A 15227-nucleotide genomic window follows, 5' to 3' on the forward strand; every position below is an offset into this window, starting at 1 on the left:
CGTTGCGATGATCAGGTCAGGAAAGGTCGATGTCGCCACTCACGCTTCGTCGCGGAGGACAGGAACTACATCGGGTGACCACACGGCACTGTGCGGCGGGCAGAGCATTACGCATTCTGGATCTGCCAACGACGCCGTCGGCGGATCCGGCGCACGAATGGTTCTCCGGGATCGCCGGTCTTAGAACAGTAATGTGAACGGCCGGTACACCAAATACTTCCGTTGTGTTACATGGACAACAGCACAAAGCCATTGACGATCGTGGCACTCGTGTGCTTTCGCGCGCCCGCGGCGCTCTGACCTGCGGGAACGGGTGAGGCGGTAGGGTCGCGACATGACCCGTTCGGATCCTCATGACTTCCTCGGCATCGACGCCGAACTGACGGCGGACGAGCGCGACATCCGCGACACGGTGCGACAGTTCGCGAAGACGGAACTCGCCCCGCACGTGGCGGATTGGTATGACAATGCCACGCTTCCGGCGCGAGATCTGGCGAAAGCTTTCGGTCGACTCGGCGTACTGGGAATGCATCTTTCCGGTTACGGCTGCGCCGGATCGTCCGCCGTCGCCTACGGGATCGCCTGCCGGGAACTGGAGGCGATCGACTCGGGACTGCGGAGCTTCGTCTCCGTTCAGGGGTCGCTCGCCATGTTCGCCCTCCACCGGTACGGCAGCGAGGAACAGAAGCAGCGGTGGCTGCCGTCGCTCGCCTCCGGCGACGCCGTCGGCTGCTTCGGGCTCACCGAACCCGACGCGGGAAGCGACCCGGCCTCCATGCGCACGCGTGCGCGTCGCGACGGGGACGACTGGGTGCTCGACGGCACCAAGATGTGGATCACCAACGGAACGGTGGCCGACGTCGCCGTGGTGTGGGCGCAGACCGACGAGGGCATCCGCGGGTTCGTCGTCCCCACGGACACGCCGGGCTTCTCGGCGAACGAGATCACGCGCAAACTGTCACTGCGGGCGTCGTTGACGGCGGAACTCGTGTTCGACGGTGTGCGCCTGCCCGCCGATGCCGTGCTGCCCGGCGTGACCGGCTTGCGCGGGCCGCTGTCGTGCCTCAACGAGGCCCGGTTCGGCATCGTCTTCGGCGCGGTGGGTGCCGCGCGCACGTGTTACGAGACCGCGCTGGAGTACACCACCACGCGCACCCAGTTCGGTGCGCCGCTGGCGGCTTACCAACTCACGCAGCGCAAACTGGCCGACCTGGTGGTGGAGGTCAACCGCGCCGGGCTGGTGGCGCTGCGACTCGGCCGCCTGAAGGACGCCGGGGAGCTGCACCACAGCCAGGTGAGCTTCGGGAAACTCGCGAACGTGAGGGCCGCGCTCGACGTCGCCCGCACCGCGCGGTCGATGCTCGGCGCCAACGGCATCTCGCTGGAGTACCCGGTGATGCGGCACGCCGCGAACCTGGAGACCGTGCTCACCTACGAAGGCACGGAGGAGATGCACGCCCTGTCCGTGGGCCAAGCGGTGACGGGAATCCCGGCATTCAGGGTGAACACCTGACCGATGAACACCGTGTCCGCAGCCTGCGCACACGTGTCCGCACCTCGCGCACGCGTGTCCGCGGGCTGCGCGCCGGTGCCCGCACTTCCCGTACGGCGTCAAGCCTCCGGAAGGCGAGGCTCGACGAGGTAAGCCACCTCCCGAGCCACGTCGCAGGCGGCATTGACGTCGTCCATACCCGAGACGACGACGTCGATACGCGAACCGGCGTCGAGCTCCATGGCGAGCGTGCAGTCGTGGAACTGCGGGTTGGGAGCCTCGGCGGCGGCGCGGCCGTTGACCTCTCCCTTGTTGACTCCACCGCCGACGTCGTTCACCGTCTCGACACTCTGTGCGCCACGGACCACCAGGCCGACGACGAGGCTCTCGTCGAGAGCGTCGTCCCGCTGCTTCTGCCAGGAGCAGATCTTCTCGCTGGCGCCCTCGTCGTTCGAGTCCGGCTTGCTCGTGAAGCGTCCGTACTCGCTCAGGTCTTCCGCGGGGTCGAGCAGGGAACACGGCTCGAGGGACGAGCCGGTCCCGTTGGTGTCTGTGCTGCTGGGCGGCGATGTAGAGAGAGACGTCGAGTACTCGGGCTGAGGATCGGCGATACCTGGTTCTTCGTTGGTGCACCCGCTCGCGGCAAATGCGACAGCCGCCAGAACGGGCAACAGGAGTACGGACCGAGTCATCGTTTCCTTCGAATCTGGCTAGATGGTCTTGCTAGTTCGGTTGAGTGTGTCGACAACAGTCGCCTCGGTTTCCTCGTACTGCCCTGAAGCTCGTTGAAGCGCTTCGATGCTCAGTCTCAGCACCTCCTTCAGTTGCCTTACCACCATGCGTGCCGAATTTGGGCCGTTAGCAGACTCGTGCATGTGTTGGGCAACCAACTGACCGTACTCGTGGCCCCCGAGTTGAGGTCGCTGGTCGAATGCAGCCAGTGTGAAATCCATCGCGTCGATCTCGTCGACGAACTTCGACAACGTGTTGATCAGTTCGTCGGCGCTCTCCTTGGTGACCGTGAAGCCGCCGTTCTTCGCCGAGTCGACCAGGTTGCTGGCGGCTGATTTGGCGGCGGCCATGTTGGCCATGTTGGTCGCGGCACCGAACACCGCGGCGGCGACGCTCCCGAAGCCCTTACTGGCACCCGGGTCGTACGCCGCTCCTTGTTCACTGAATTCCTGTGCCTAGGCCGAGCCCCCCAGTCGGTTGTCGTCGCGGAACCGTTCGGCCTCGGAGTGTAACGAGAACGGTCGGGTCGTGAGGGGAGTCGGCGATGTCATGACCAGACAAGACGGACGCCCGCCCCGAGGGGCGGGCGTCCGTTGTGTCAGCGACCGGCCAGGGCGGGAGTGTGGGAGAGTGCGCGTTCGCCGGCCTCGGTGAGGACTGCCGGGACGCGCTGGCCGGGTTCGCTGGGGCGGGCGGGGGAGATGAAGCCGGCTCGGACGAGCCGGTGCGCCGTGGCTTGGTCGGAGCAGGCGAGTCCGTCGATGAAGAGGCTCGTCCCGCATCCGATGGCGATCTCGGCGTCACCCTGCGCCACGGCTTGCAGGGTCGCTCGCTCGCGGTGGTTCAAATCTCTGTCATAGCCGTCCTGAGGCACCTCTGCCTCCTTGCTTCCAACGACCGGGGTCCTTTACCGGTCCCTTGTGACTGATTCAACCCCGAACCACCCACTTGTCGCAAAGCTGTGAGGCTCATCTCATGCTTTTGGGGGCGTCGCGTGAGGATTTGTCCCAAGGTTCGGACAAGTCGGACATGCTCGCGGCACGGGTCGTCACTCAGGGTGCGGGCGGGCTCGGTCTAGGATTTGTGCGAGGTGCAGGGAACGACGTCCGGTGAGTTCGGTGATCTGGGTGCGGCAGCTGAAGCCGTCGGCCAGCACCAACTCGTCGGGATCGGCGGCCTCGACGGCGGGCACGAGCACCCGGTTGGCAGCGGCCACCGACACGTCGTAGTGACCACGCTCCACACCGAAGTTGCCTGCCAGTCCACAGCAGCCGGAGTCGAGCGTGCGGTTGTCGACGCCGGCTCGACGCAGGAGTCGTTCGTCGGCGTCGTGGCCGAGGACCGCGTGCTGGTGGCAGTGCTGTTGGGTGAGGGCGCGTGCGCCGAGCGGAGCGAACTCCACGTCGGGCGCGTGTCGGTCGAGGAACTCGGCGAGCGTCAGTGCGGGCACGGGCGGGGTGTCCAGCAGCTCGTGCACGTCGTGGCGCAGCACGGCGAGGCAGCTCGGTTCGAGTCCGACGATGGGCGTGCCCGCCTCGATGTCGTCGCGCAACACGTCCAGGCTGTGTCGGAGCACGCGCCGGGCGATGCCGAGCTGTCCCGTCGAGATCCACGTCAGTCCACAGCAGACCGAACTGCGGGGGAGGACGACGTCGAACCCCGCGTGTTCCAGCACTCGGGTGGCTGCCGCGCCGATCTCCGGTGCGAAGTGGTCGGTGAACGTGTCCGGCCAGAGCACCACCCGGGGGCGGTCTCCACCACCGGTGCGGGGCTTGCGTCGCCAGGCGCGGCGCAGTGTCGTGGGTGCGAACGTCGGGAGTTGCCGTTCCTCCGCGATGCCCCCGAGGCGTTTCGCGAGCGCGGCCAGCGGGCGGGAGCGCAACGCGGCGTTCACGACACCGGGCGCCCGGGAGGCCAGGCGTGCCCACAGCGGCAGGAACCCGAGCGAGTAGTGGCTCGCGGGTCGCACCTTGCCCGCGTAGTGGTGATGCAGAAACTCGGCCTTGTAGGAGGCCATGTCGACGTCGACGGGGCAGTCGGACAGACACCCCTTGCACGCCAGGCACAGGTCGAGGGCGTCGCGCACCTCCGTGGAGTCCCAGCCGTCGGTGATCGTCTCGCCGCGCAGCATCTCGAACAGCAGGCGCGCGCGACCACGGGTGGAGTGCTCCTCCTGCCGGGTCACCATGTAGCTGGGGCACATCACGCCGGTGCTGGTGTCGACGCACTTGCCGACGCCGACGCAGCGACGCGCGGCCGTGGCGAGGCTGCCGCCGTCGTGCGGGTAGCGGAGGGTCAGGGGGAGCTGCTTCGTCGGGCCGGAGAAGCGCAGGTCGGCGTCCAGCGGGCGCGGGCGCACGAGGTTGCCCGGGTTGAGGACGTCGTCGGGGTCCCAGATCGCCTTGAACGCCTCGAACAGCCGCAGCAGCTCCGGCGAGTACATGCGGGGCAGGAGTTCCGCGCGGGCCTGCCCGTCGCCGTGTTCGCCGGACAGCGATCCGCCGTGGGCGACCACGAGGTCGGCGGCGTCGGTGAGGAACCTCCGGAACGTCCCCACCCCGTCGTCGGTGAGCAGGTCGAAGTCGATGCGCACGTGCACGCAGCCCTCGCCGAAGTGCCCGTACGGGATGCCGCGCAGCCCGTACGAGGCGAGCAGTTCGCGGAACGAGCGCAGGTAGGAGCCGAGGTGTTCGGGCGGGACGGCGGCGTCCTCCCAGCCCGGCCACGCCTCCGATCCGTCGGCCATGCGGGTGGCGGTGCCCGCGGCGGACTCGCGGATGCCCCAGAGCTGCCGTTGGCGTGCCGGGTCGGTGGTGACGGACGTCGTGGCTCCGGTCTCGCGCGCCAACGCCGCCGCCAGCGCTTCGGCGTTGTGGCGGGCCTCGTCGGGGTCGTCGCCGCCGACCTCGACGAACAGCCAGCCGCGGCCGTCGGGCAGCGAGTCGAGCGCCGCGGGACGTCGGCCGCGTGCGAGGAGGATGTCGACGAGGTCGGCGCCCATGCCCTCCACGGTGAGGGGACGGTGGGAGAGGACCTGCGGGGCGGCGTCGGCGGCGGCGATGTCGTCGGCGAACCCGGCCACGACGAGGGCCCGCGCGCGGGGCGAGGGCACGAGGCGCACCGTGGCCTCGGTGATCAGCACGCACGTGCCTTCCGTGCCCACGAGTGCCCTGGCGAGGTCGGTGCCGTTCTCGGGGAGCAGCGCGTCGAGGGCGTAGCCGGACACCCGGCGCGGCAGCGTGGGGAAGCCGGTGCGCAAAACGGCGAGGTTGCCGTGGGCGAGGTCGTGCAGCGCCTCGCGGATCGCGTTCGCGCGTTCGGTGGGCTCGCCCACGACGCGGTCGCCGGGGCCGACGGTGAGCCGGGCGCCGTCGCCGGTGACGACGTCGAGCGACACGACGTTGTCGGCGGTGCGGCCCCAGGCCACGGAGTGCGAGCCGCACGCGTCGTTGCCGAGCATGCCGCCGAGCGTGCAGCGGCTGTGGGTCGAGGGGTCGGGCCCGAAGGTCAGTCCGTGTTCCGCGGCGGCGGCGCGCAACGTGTCGAGGACGACCCCGGGCTGCACGCGCGCCACACGCCGATCGGGGTCGATCTCCAGGATGCGGTTCAGGTGGCGGCTGTAGTCGAGGACGACGCCCTCGCCGAGCGCCTGCCCGCCGATGCCGGTGCCCGCGCCCCGCGCCGTGACGCCGACCCCGTGCGCGCGGGCGACCCGCAGCACCGCCGCCACGTCGTCGGCGTCGCGCGGGAACACGACGGCGCGCGGGACGTGCCGGTAGTTCGACGCGTCCATGCTGAACATCGCTCGGGCGGTGGGGCCGGCGTCCACCTCGCCCGTGACGACGCGGGTCAGGTCCTCGACGAGGGTCGGCACGGTGGTCACCAGTTCCGGAGGGACTCGGTGAGCACGGTGGTGAGGTCGGCCTCGCCGACGTCGCGGGGCGCGACGGCGAGCAGGCGTTGCTGTTGCAGCGCACCCTCGACGAGCGCGGGGACGTCCGACTCGGCGTAGCCGACCGCCGAGAGCCCGTTGGGGATGCCGATGTCGCGCATCAACGCGGTCAACGCGGCCGGGAGCGCCTCCCGGGGATCACGTTGGGCGGGCGCGTTCGGGGCGAGGATGCGGGCGGCGTGCAGGTGGCGCTCCGGGTCGGTGGGGAAGGTGAACCGGAACGCGGCGGGAGCGGTGAGCGAGACGGACTCGCCGTGGGGAACGAGCGGCTCGTCCTGCGGGTAGTCGGCCGGGCGGTAGCCGCGCACGCGGCCGGCGATCGGGTACGCGCAGGCGTGGGGGACGTGCACGCCCGCGTTGCCGAAGCCCATCCCCGCGTACGTGGCGGCGAGCATCATGTCCGTGCGCGCGTCGAGGTCGCCGCCGTTGAGCACCGCCCTGCGGAACGACCGCGCGAGCAGGTGCAGGGCCTTCTCCGTCCAGGCGTCGGAGATGGGGTTCGCGCCGTTGTAGGCGACGCGGGTCTGCGGCGTGTGCCGGGGGAAGGAGTGGAACGGCCGCGCGGTGTAGGACTCCAGGGCATGGCAGAGCACGTCCATGCCGCTGGCGGCGGTCACGCGCGGGGGCATGGACAGCGTGACCAGCGGGTCGACGATCGCCGTGGTCGGCCGCAGGTAGGGGTGGCTGATGCCGGACTTCACCTTCAGGTCGACGAAGTCCATGATGCAGACGGGCGTGGTCTCCGACCCCGTTCCGGCCGTCGTCGGCACGGCGACCAGCGGCTTGAGAGGTCCCGGCGGGGCCTTGGCGGCGCCGATCGGCTTGTTGACGTAGTCGAACAGGTCGGCGGGGTGCGTGGTGAGCAGGTTGACGGCCTTCGCGGTGTCGATGGCCGACCCGCCGCCGACGGCCACGAAGCCGTCCCACGTCGACTGCCGGGCGAACTCGACGGCTTCCAGCACGCTGACGTCGGTGGGCTCGACGCGGACGCCGTCGTAGACCTCGGCGGTCAGCCCGGCGGCGCGGGCCGCCTCGGCGACGCGGTCGGCGATGCCCGTGGCCGCGACGCCGGGGTCGGTGACGATCAGTACCCGCTGCGCACCCTGTTGAGCGAGGTCGTGACCGATTTCGTCGATCGCGCCGGCGCCGAACTTCAACGGCGTCGCGCCCCACGTGAACACGGTTTCGTGTCGGTAGTCGACCATGGCCCCTCCCCGGTGAGCGACTGGGAGACCCGAGAGTGGCATGTGGCATGCCACTCGTCAAGACTCCTGGTCAGGTGCCTCGTACCGTCGGGGAGTACCCCGTTCGGTCGGTCGGTGCTCAGTCGGTCAGTCGCGTCCAGTCGTAGGAGACGTGCACGGACTCGCCGGACTCGGCCGACTCCTGCGCGATGATGAGCCGCGCCGTGGTGAGCAGGTGCTCCCGCATGGCCTCCGCGGCCTCGCCGGGCTTGCCCGCCGCCACGAGATCGGCGATGGCCTCGTGCTCGGCGAGGATGTCGGCCAGGCTCCGACTCCGGTCCACAGTGGAAGAGCCGCGCAGGAACACCATGTCGCGCAACGAGTCGACGTAGCGGGCGAGGCGCAGGTTGCCGGAGGCGACGTTGATGGCCTCGTGGAACTTCCGGTCGGCCGCCATGAACGCCGACTCGTCGCGTTCCCGCTCGGCGCGGCGCATGGCGTCGAGGTGGGTGGCCAACTGCTCGGCGAGACCGGGCGTGCGCTGGCTCGTGGCGCGGAACGTCGCGGGCACCTCCAGCAGCAGCCGCATCGCGAAGACCTCCTCCAGGTCGTGCAGCGAGGTCTGCAACACGCGGATGCCCCGATTGCGTTCGAAGCGCACCATTCCGCGTTCGGCGAGCTGGATCAACGCCTCGCGCACGGGAGTGCGGGACACCCCGAGCCGGGCGGCCAGATCGTGCACCGAGTACAGCGTCCCGGGCACGAGTTCACCGCTGACGATGGCCCCGCGCAGCTCGTCGAGGATCGTCCTGGCGAGGTTCCGGTCGGTGTCGATCTGCCGCATTCGCCCATCGTCCCATGTGCTCGACGCCGGTGAGGACGACTTCGTGGCGCTGGTGCCGACGTGCTCGGACAGGCCCCCGAACGGCTTCGTCACATTCCGCTGGAGGTCCACCTAGCTGGAGATTGCAGGCTGTGGGCCATGACACGGACCGAACCACGGCGGGGTGTGCTCTGGACTCCCGAACACCGGCTGACGACCGCCGGGTTGCTGCTGGTGATCACCCTGCTCGCGTTCGAGAGCATGGGCGTGGCCACGGCGATGCCCACCATGGTCGCCGACCTCGACGGCGGCGAGCTGTATTCGTGGCCGTTCACCGCCTTCCTCGTCGCGAGCGTCGCGGCCACGGTGCTGTCCGGTCGGGTGTGCGACCGGCGCGGCCCGACGCTGTCGCTGCTCGCCGGTCCGTGGCTCTTCCTGGTCGGTCTCGTGACGGCGGGGGCCGCGCCGAGCATGGAAGTGCTACTGGCGGGGCGCGCCCTCCAGGGATTCGGAGCCGGGGTGCTCATGGTGGCGACGTCACTGCTCGTCGCGCTCACCTACGACGACCGGGAACGTCCGGTGATGTACGCGGCGAACGCGGCGGCGTGGGTGTTGCCTGCCGTCGTCGGCCCGTCGATCGCCGGGGTCGTGACGGAGACCGTGGGGTGGCGCTGGGTCTACCTCGGGCTGGTGCCGCTGATGCTGGTGGGCATCGCGCTGCTCGTGCCGGTGGTGCGCCGCCTGCCCGCACACGTGCCCGACCCGGCGGCGCGGCGGGCGGGAATCGTCGCGGCGGTGGTCGTGGCGCTCGCGGTGGCCGTCCTGATGTGGGCGGCACAGCATCCCTCGCCGGTCGCGTTCGGCTACGGCGGTGTCGCGCTCGTCGTCGCCGTGATGTGCCTGCGCACGTTGTTGCCCACCGGCACACTGCGGGCCCGTGCGGGACTGCCGACCGTGGTCGCGAGCCGGGCGCTGCTCGGCGGTGCGTTCGCGGGGATGGAGGCCTACCTGCCGTTGACCATGTCGCAGGTGCACGGCTACAACGCCGCACTCGCCGGACTCCCGTTGACGGTGAGCGCGGTGAGCTGGTCGGCGGCGTCGGCGGTCCAGGGCAGGCACCCCGACTGGAGCCGAGCCGCCCTGCTCCGGGCGGGGTTCGCGTTCGTGGGGGCGGGCCTCGTGCTGTTCGCGCTGGTGGCCTGGGGCGGTGCGCCGGCGTGGGTGGCGTTCGCCGCGGCGGCCTGCGGAGGTGCGGGCATGGGCATCGGCCTGCCGTCGATCTCGGTGCTGCTGTTGCGGCTGTCGCCGGTGGCGGAACGTGGCTTCAACACCTCGGCCGTGCAGCTCGGTGACTGGATCTCGTCCGCGCTGACGATCGGCGCGGGCGGCGTGCTGCTCGGTGTGTTCGGCAGCACGCACGACCCGTCGCTGCCTGTCGCCGTGCTGGCGCTGGTGCTGGCGTCGGTGGCGGTGCTGGGAGCCGGGCTCGCCGCGCGAGGACTCGGGGTGGAGGGGGCGGAACCGGAGCGGGTCTGATGTGATGCGCGGCCATGCCGTCAGCGTGATCCGGACGCGCGACTACCCTGGACGGTGATGACGTACCTCGACCACGCGGCCACCACGCCCATGGTGCCGGAGGCCCTCGCGGCCATGACCGACGCGCTGTCCACGTTGGGCAACGCCTCGTCACTGCACTCCTCGGGCCGTCGGGCTCGCCGAGTGGTCGAGGAGGCCAGGGAAGCGATCGCCGAGGCCGTCGGCGCGCGCCCCTCGGAGGTGCTGTTCACCGCCGGAGGCACCGAGAGCGACAACCTCGCCGTCAAGGGCATCTTCTGGGCCCGGCGCCGCAGCGACCCGCGCCGCCGCCGGGTGTTGGCGAGCGCCGTCGAACACCACGCCGTGCTCGACGCCGTGCAGTGGCTCGCCGACCACGAGGGCGCCGAGGTGACGTGGTTGGAGGTCGACCAGCACGCGCGGGTGCGGCCCGACTCGCTGCGGGCCGCACTCGACGAGAACCCCGACGACGTGGCGCTGGCCACCGTGATGTGGGCGAACAACGAGGTCGGCACCATCAACCCGGTGCCGGAGCTGGCGGCCGTGTGCGCGGAGTACGGCGTGCCCCTGCACACCGACGCCGTGCAGGCGATGAGTGCCGTGGAGGTGGACTTCGCCGCGAGCGGTGCCGCCGCCCTCACGCTCACCGGGCACAAGCTCGGCGGCCCGTACGGGGTCGGCGTGCTGCTGCTGCGGCGGGACACCCCGGCCACGCCACTGCTGCACGGTGGTGGTCAGGAGCGTGAGGTGCGGTCGGGAACGCTGGACGTCCCCGGCATCCACGCGCTCGCCACGGCCGTGACCGTTGCGGTGGAACGCAGGGCCGAGCACGCCGCCCGCCTCGTGAAGCTGCGGGACGATCTCGTGGCCGGGGTGCGGGCCGAGGTGCCCGACGTGGTGCTCAACGGTCCGCCGCAGGACGCGCCCGACCGGCTGCCGGGCATCGTGCACCTGACCTTCCCCGGCTGCGCCGGCGACAGCCTGCTGATGCTGCTCGACGCGAAGGGCATCGAGTGCTCGACGGGCTCGGCGTGCACGGCGGGGGTGGCCGAGCCGAGTCACGTGCTGCTGGCGATGGGCGCGGACGCCGCGTCGGCACGCAGTTCGTTGCGGTTCTCGCTGGGGCACACGTCGACCGAGGCCGACGTCGACGCGCTCGCAGCCGAGATCGGCGGTGTGGTGGTCAGGGCCCGCCAGGCCGGGTTGTCCGGCATGCGCAGGACGCGAAGCGATCAGGAGGTGTAGCGGTGCGGGTACTGGCCGCGATGAGCGGGGGAGTGGACTCGGCGGTCGCCGCGGCGCGGGCCGTCGAGGCGGGACACGACGTGGTCGGTGTCCACCTGGCGCTGTCGGCGAAGCCCGGCACGCTGCGGACGGGGTCGCGCGGGTGCTGCACGATCGAGGATGCGCACGACGCCCGGCGGGCCGCCGACATCCTCGACATCCCGTTCTACGTCTGGGACTTCGCCGAGCGGTTCACCGAGGAGGTCGTGGAGACCTTCGTCGGCGAGTACGCCGCGGGTCGCACGCCGAACCCGTGCGTGACGTGCAACGAGAAGATCAAGTTCGAGGCCCTGCTGGAGAAGGCGATGGCGCTGGGCTTCGATGCCGTGTGCACCGGGCACTACGCGCGGCTGTCCGTCGTGGACGGTGTGCCGGAGTTGCGGCGCAGCGCCGACGAGGGCAAGGACCAGTCGTACGTGCTCGCGTCGCTCACCCCCGAACAGCTCCGCCACGCCATGTTCCCGCTCGGCGACTCGGTGAAGGCGGACGTGCGGGTCGAGGCCGAGCGGCGGGGACTGCCGGTGGCGCGTAAGCCCGACAGCCACGACATCTGCTTCATTCCCGACGGCGACACGAGGTCGTTCCTGGAGAAGCGACTCGGGCAGCGTCCCGGGGATCTCGTCGACGCCGAGACCGGCGCAGTCCTGGGACGACACACCGGGGTGCACGGCTTCACCGTCGGGCAGCGCAAGGGGCTCGGCATCGACGCGCCCGCGCCCGACGGCAGGCCTCGGTACGTGCTGGCGCTGGAACCGGTGTCGGGCACGGTGAAGGTCGGGTCGGCCAAGGACCTCGCCGTGAGCCGTATCGAGGCCGACCGCCCGATCTGGCCGAGCGAGACCCCGCTCGACGGCCCCACCGAGTGCGTCGCCCAGGTCCGGGCCCACGGCGGCACCGCGTCGGCCGTGGCCGAGGTGGTCGACGGCCGCGTGGTCGTGGAGCTGCGGGAGCCGCTGCGCGGTGTCGCACCCGGTCAGGTCGTGGTGCTCTACCGGCCGGACGCCGACGCGGGCGACGTGGTGCTGGGCAGCGCGAAGATCGCCGCCACGGCCTGAACCCGGCGCGACTCAGCGCGGCGGGACGACCGTCGACTCGATCTCGTCGGCGCGGCTGATGAGGTCGTCGGCGAGGGCGCGCAGCGCGAGCCCGATCTCGCGAAGTGGCTGCGGCGGTAGTTCGCCGTCGCGTTGCTGCGCCATCGCCTCGGCCGCCACGAGCCCGAGACAGCGGTTCACCCTCGACATGCGCACCAACAGTTCACGGTCGCGTTCGATCACCGCTCGCCGTCCTCCGTGGAGTCGTCGTACCCGGCCGATCGTCGAACCGCAGTCCGCTCCCACGGCCCGCCGTCGTCCAGCTCATGAGGACACCATCGGAACGGCGGCGTTCGCACGAGAGGGTATGCGCCATGCGCATGGGCTCGCATCAGGCGAGTGCGTCGAGTCGCGCTTCCAACCGAGCGCTCTCCGTCCGTGGCACCTCGGCGAGCAGCCGCCGCGCCTCGGTCACGTCACCGGCGGCGACCAGCGCTTGCGCGAGGTAGGTCGTGTAGAGGCCGCGTTCCCGCGCTCGCGTGGGGTCGTACCGGCTGAGCGGTTCACTGAGCAGCTCGATCGCCACGGACGGCCGATGCAACTCGACCATGCATCGACCGCGCATGACGGTGATCTCGTCCCGGTCGAGCCAGTACGCCCAGGAGGGTGCGGGGTCACGGACCTCGTCGAACACCTCGTCCACCTCGTCGAGGACCCGCAACGCGGCAGTGGTGTCGCCGATGCGTGCGTGCGCCCACGCCAGTCGTTCGAGCAGCAGTGCCCGTCCCGCGCCGTCCGCCCGGTCGGCGACGGCGGAGGCGAGCAGCACCGCTTCCGCCCGGTCGGTGAGGGCCGACGAGTTGGCGAGTTGGTAGGCGAGGCTCGACAACGCCGAGGCGACCAGGTCGAGCCGTCCTGCCGTCTCGCCCGCCTCCGCCGCGGTGAGGTAGAGCCGCGTGGCGTCCGCCGTGCGGCCCGCGTCCGAGGCGACCCATCCCGCGACCTGGCCGAGCTCGGACAGCCCTGGCAGCGCCGTGGTGTCGTTCCGGCAGGCGTGGGAGGCGGCGTCGAAGCAGCGACGTACCGACGGATACAGCGCGCGTCCACCCACGACGTCGTCGAGCCGACGGAACCGGGCCGTGTGATCCGCGACGAGCCCCGCCAGATCGGACGTGTGCTCGAAGGCGGCCAGGACGGCCGCGTCCAGCACGCCCGTGTCCACCGCATCGCCCGCCGCGTCGGGTCGGGGCAGCCGGGCACGCAGAGTGCCGCCCGCGTGGAGCAGGTCGTCGAGCCGGGCGGCGAGGTCGGGTGTCACGGTCTGCCGGTCGGACTCGTAGCGCGACAGACTCGACTGCGAGATCGGCACCAGGCGGGCGAGTTGGGACTGCGAGAGGCCCGCCCGCTCGCGCAACCGACGCAGCCGCCTGCCGAACGTGTCCATCTGACCACCGTCCTCGCCCCGACCCGGCAACGACACTCGTGCGGACACGCGCAGCGTAGCGCTCACAACACGGTCGGGAGTCGCCATCTCGGATTCGTCGCCGCCGGCGTGAGACGTCGGGTCGGTCGGTGCCGCGATCGCCTCTCGACATCCTCGGCCGCGTCACGTGTAATGACGGGCACATCGCCCGCTTCCCGGGAGGACGCCGATGACGCCCGTCCGTTCCAGCACCGTCGCCGACCTCGTCCGTCGTAGTGCCGCGCGGCATCCGGATCGACTCGCCCTCCGGTTCGCCGATCGACGGTGGACGTACGCGGAGTTGGACGCGGCCGTGAGCCGAGCCGCCGCTCACCTGCTGTCCCTCGGCCTGGAACGTGGCGACCGGGTGGCCGCGTACGGCAAGAACTCCGACGCGTTCGTCATCGGCTTCCTCGCGTGTGCGCGGGCGGGTCTCGTGCACGTGCCCGTGAACTACAACCTCACCGGCGCCGAACTCGCCTACCTGGTGGAGCAGTCGGGCAGCAGGGCCGTGCTCACCGATCCCGCGCTCGCCGACACGCTGTCGGCCGCCACGACCGCGCCGGAGACGGTGCTGGCGTTGCGCGACGCCGACGGCAGCCTGCTCGACGTCGCCCGCGAGGGCGATCCGGTGGAGGTGGACGTGGAGGTGGCCGACACCGATCTCGTCCAGTTGCTCTACACCTCGGGCACCACGTCACGGCCCAAGGGCGCGATGATGACCCACCGCGCACTGGTGCACGAGTACCTGTCCTGCATCACCGCGCTCGACCTGACCGCCGACGACGAGCCCCTGCACGTCATGCCGCTCTACCACAGCGCGCAGTTGCACGTGTTCCTCATGCCGTGGCTGGCCGTGGGCGCGACCAACACCGTGTTGGAGACCCCCGACCCCACCGAGATCCTGCGTCGGCTCGACGCCGATCGGCACGGTGCCTTCTTCGCCGCGCCCACGTTGTGGGTGGCGCTGGCCAACCACGCCGACTTCGCCCGGCGCGACCTGTCCGCGCTGCGCAAGGCCTACTACGGCGCCTCGATCATGCCGGTGCCCGTGCTCGAACGGCTTCGCGCGGCGATGCCGGGGCTCGGCTTCTACAACTGCTTCGGACAGTCGGAGATCGGCCCGTTGGCCACGGTGCTGCGGCCCGAGGAACACGACGCCCGACCGGACTCCGCGGGCAGGCCGGTGTTGTTCGTGGAGGCGCGGGTCGTGACCCCGGACGGCGACGACGTCGCTCCCGGGGAACTCGGCGAGGTCGTGTACCGGTCGCCGCAGCTCGCCACGGGGTACTGGGACAAGCCCGAGGAGACGAAGGACGCCTTCCGCGACGGGTGGTTCCACTCGGGCGACCTGGTGCGCGTCGACGAGGAGGGCTACCTCTACGTCGTCGACCGCATCAAGGACGTCATCAACACCGGCGGCGTGCTCGTCGCCTCGCGCGAGGTGGAGGACGCCCTCTACACGCACCCCGGGGTGGCCGAGGTCGCGGTCGTGGGACTGCCGGACGACCGCTGGATCGAGGCGATCACCGCCGTCGTCGTCCCGAAGGGCGACGTCAGCGCCGACGAGCTGTTGGCCCACGCGAAGGCGGCGCTGTCGAACTTCAAGGTGCCGAAAGCCGTGCACTTCGTGACCGACCTGCCGCGCAACGCCTCCGGCAAGATCCTGAAGCGGGAACTGCGTCAGCAGCTCGCCCCGCGGTGAGCGTC

The 15227-nt window shown here is 70.8% G+C and carries 13 protein-coding genes; 5 read left to right on the forward strand and 8 right to left on the reverse strand.

What is annotated here, in order from left to right; genetic code table 11:
* Positions 1 to 334 precede the first annotated feature (334 nt).
* Positions 335 to 1513, forward strand: coding sequence for an acyl-CoA dehydrogenase family protein (locus tag JAV51_RS12610; RefSeq protein ID WP_197320890.1), 1179 nt, complete (start codon positions 335 to 337; stop codon positions 1511 to 1513).
* 98 nt (positions 1514 to 1611) lie between these two features.
* Here JAV51_RS12610 and JAV51_RS12615 read toward each other — a convergent pair whose 3' ends face one another.
* The 6 genes from JAV51_RS12615 to JAV51_RS12640 all read right to left on the reverse strand — a co-directional run bounded on the left by JAV51_RS12615 (position 1612) and on the right by JAV51_RS12640 (position 8204).
* The gene (locus JAV51_RS12615; RefSeq protein WP_197320891.1) at positions 1612 to 2184 is read right to left on the reverse strand and encodes a DUF3558 family protein; all 573 of its coding nucleotides are present in this window, start codon (positions 2182 to 2184) and stop codon (positions 1612 to 1614) included.
* An 18-nt stretch (positions 2185 to 2202) separates the two neighbouring features.
* Positions 2203 to 2583 (reverse strand): hypothetical protein, encoded by a 381-nt coding sequence (locus tag JAV51_RS12620; protein WP_197320892.1) that lies wholly within the window; start codon positions 2581 to 2583, stop codon positions 2203 to 2205.
* A 239-nt stretch (positions 2584 to 2822) separates the two neighbouring features.
* A complete protein-coding gene (locus JAV51_RS12625; protein ID WP_197320893.1) occupies positions 2823 to 3098 on the reverse strand; it encodes a hypothetical protein in 276 nt (91 codons plus the stop codon).
* Positions 3099 to 3272: 174 nt separating this feature from the next.
* Positions 3273 to 6107, reverse strand: coding sequence for an FAD-binding and (Fe-S)-binding domain-containing protein (locus tag JAV51_RS12630; protein ID WP_197320894.1), 2835 nt, complete (start codon positions 6105 to 6107; stop codon positions 3273 to 3275).
* Positions 6104 to 7381, reverse strand: a complete 1278-nt coding sequence (locus tag JAV51_RS12635; protein WP_197320895.1) for a hydroxyacid-oxoacid transhydrogenase — start codon at positions 7379 to 7381, stop codon at positions 6104 to 6106. Before JAV51_RS12635 ends, JAV51_RS12630 begins: the two co-directional genes overlap by 4 nt.
* A 118-nt stretch (positions 7382 to 7499) precedes the next feature.
* Positions 7500 to 8204: a GntR family transcriptional regulator gene (locus tag JAV51_RS12640; RefSeq protein WP_197320896.1), complete on the reverse strand. Its 705-nt coding sequence runs from the start codon at positions 8202 to 8204 to the stop codon at positions 7500 to 7502.
* 138 nt (positions 8205 to 8342) lie between these two features.
* On the opposite strand from JAV51_RS12640, the gene JAV51_RS12645 reads away from it, so the two are divergent.
* From JAV51_RS12645 to mnmA, 3 genes are read left to right on the forward strand one after another with little or no spacing between them, the layout of a single operon-like run.
* Positions 8343 to 9719 carry an MFS transporter gene (locus JAV51_RS12645; protein WP_197320897.1) on the forward strand — a complete coding sequence of 459 codons (1377 nt, stop codon included), beginning with the start codon at positions 8343 to 8345 and terminating at the stop codon, positions 9717 to 9719.
* Between the two features lie 57 nt (positions 9720 to 9776).
* Positions 9777 to 10982 carry a cysteine desulfurase family protein gene (locus tag JAV51_RS12650; protein ID WP_197320898.1) on the forward strand — a complete coding sequence of 402 codons (1206 nt, stop codon included), beginning with the start codon at positions 9777 to 9779 and terminating at the stop codon, positions 10980 to 10982.
* A 2-nt stretch (positions 10983 to 10984) separates the two neighbouring features.
* On the forward strand, positions 10985 to 12076 hold the full coding sequence (mnmA, locus tag JAV51_RS12655) for a tRNA 2-thiouridine(34) synthase MnmA (RefSeq protein ID WP_197320899.1): 1092 nt from the start codon (positions 10985 to 10987) through the stop codon (positions 12074 to 12076).
* 12 nt (positions 12077 to 12088) lie between these two features.
* Here mnmA and JAV51_RS12660 read toward each other — a convergent pair whose 3' ends face one another.
* Both JAV51_RS12660 and JAV51_RS12665 read right to left on the reverse strand, forming a co-directional pair.
* On the reverse strand, positions 12089 to 12298 hold the full coding sequence (locus tag JAV51_RS12660) for a hypothetical protein (RefSeq protein ID WP_197320900.1): 210 nt from the start codon (positions 12296 to 12298) through the stop codon (positions 12089 to 12091).
* Between the two features lie 148 nt (positions 12299 to 12446).
* Positions 12447 to 13547 (reverse strand): helix-turn-helix domain-containing protein, encoded by a 1101-nt coding sequence (locus tag JAV51_RS12665; RefSeq protein WP_307845871.1) that lies wholly within the window; start codon positions 13545 to 13547, stop codon positions 12447 to 12449.
* A gap of 160 nt (positions 13548 to 13707) precedes the next feature.
* On the opposite strand from JAV51_RS12665, the gene JAV51_RS12670 reads away from it, so the two are divergent.
* Entirely contained in the window at positions 13708 to 15222 is a 1515-nt protein-coding gene (locus JAV51_RS12670; protein ID WP_197320901.1) for an acyl-CoA synthetase, read from the forward strand.
* Positions 15223 to 15227 lie beyond the last annotated feature (5 nt).

Origin of the sequence: Saccharomonospora sp. NB11 (genome assembly GCF_015910535.1) — a bacterium.
GTDB lineage: Bacteria > Actinomycetota > Actinomycetes > Mycobacteriales > Pseudonocardiaceae > Saccharomonospora.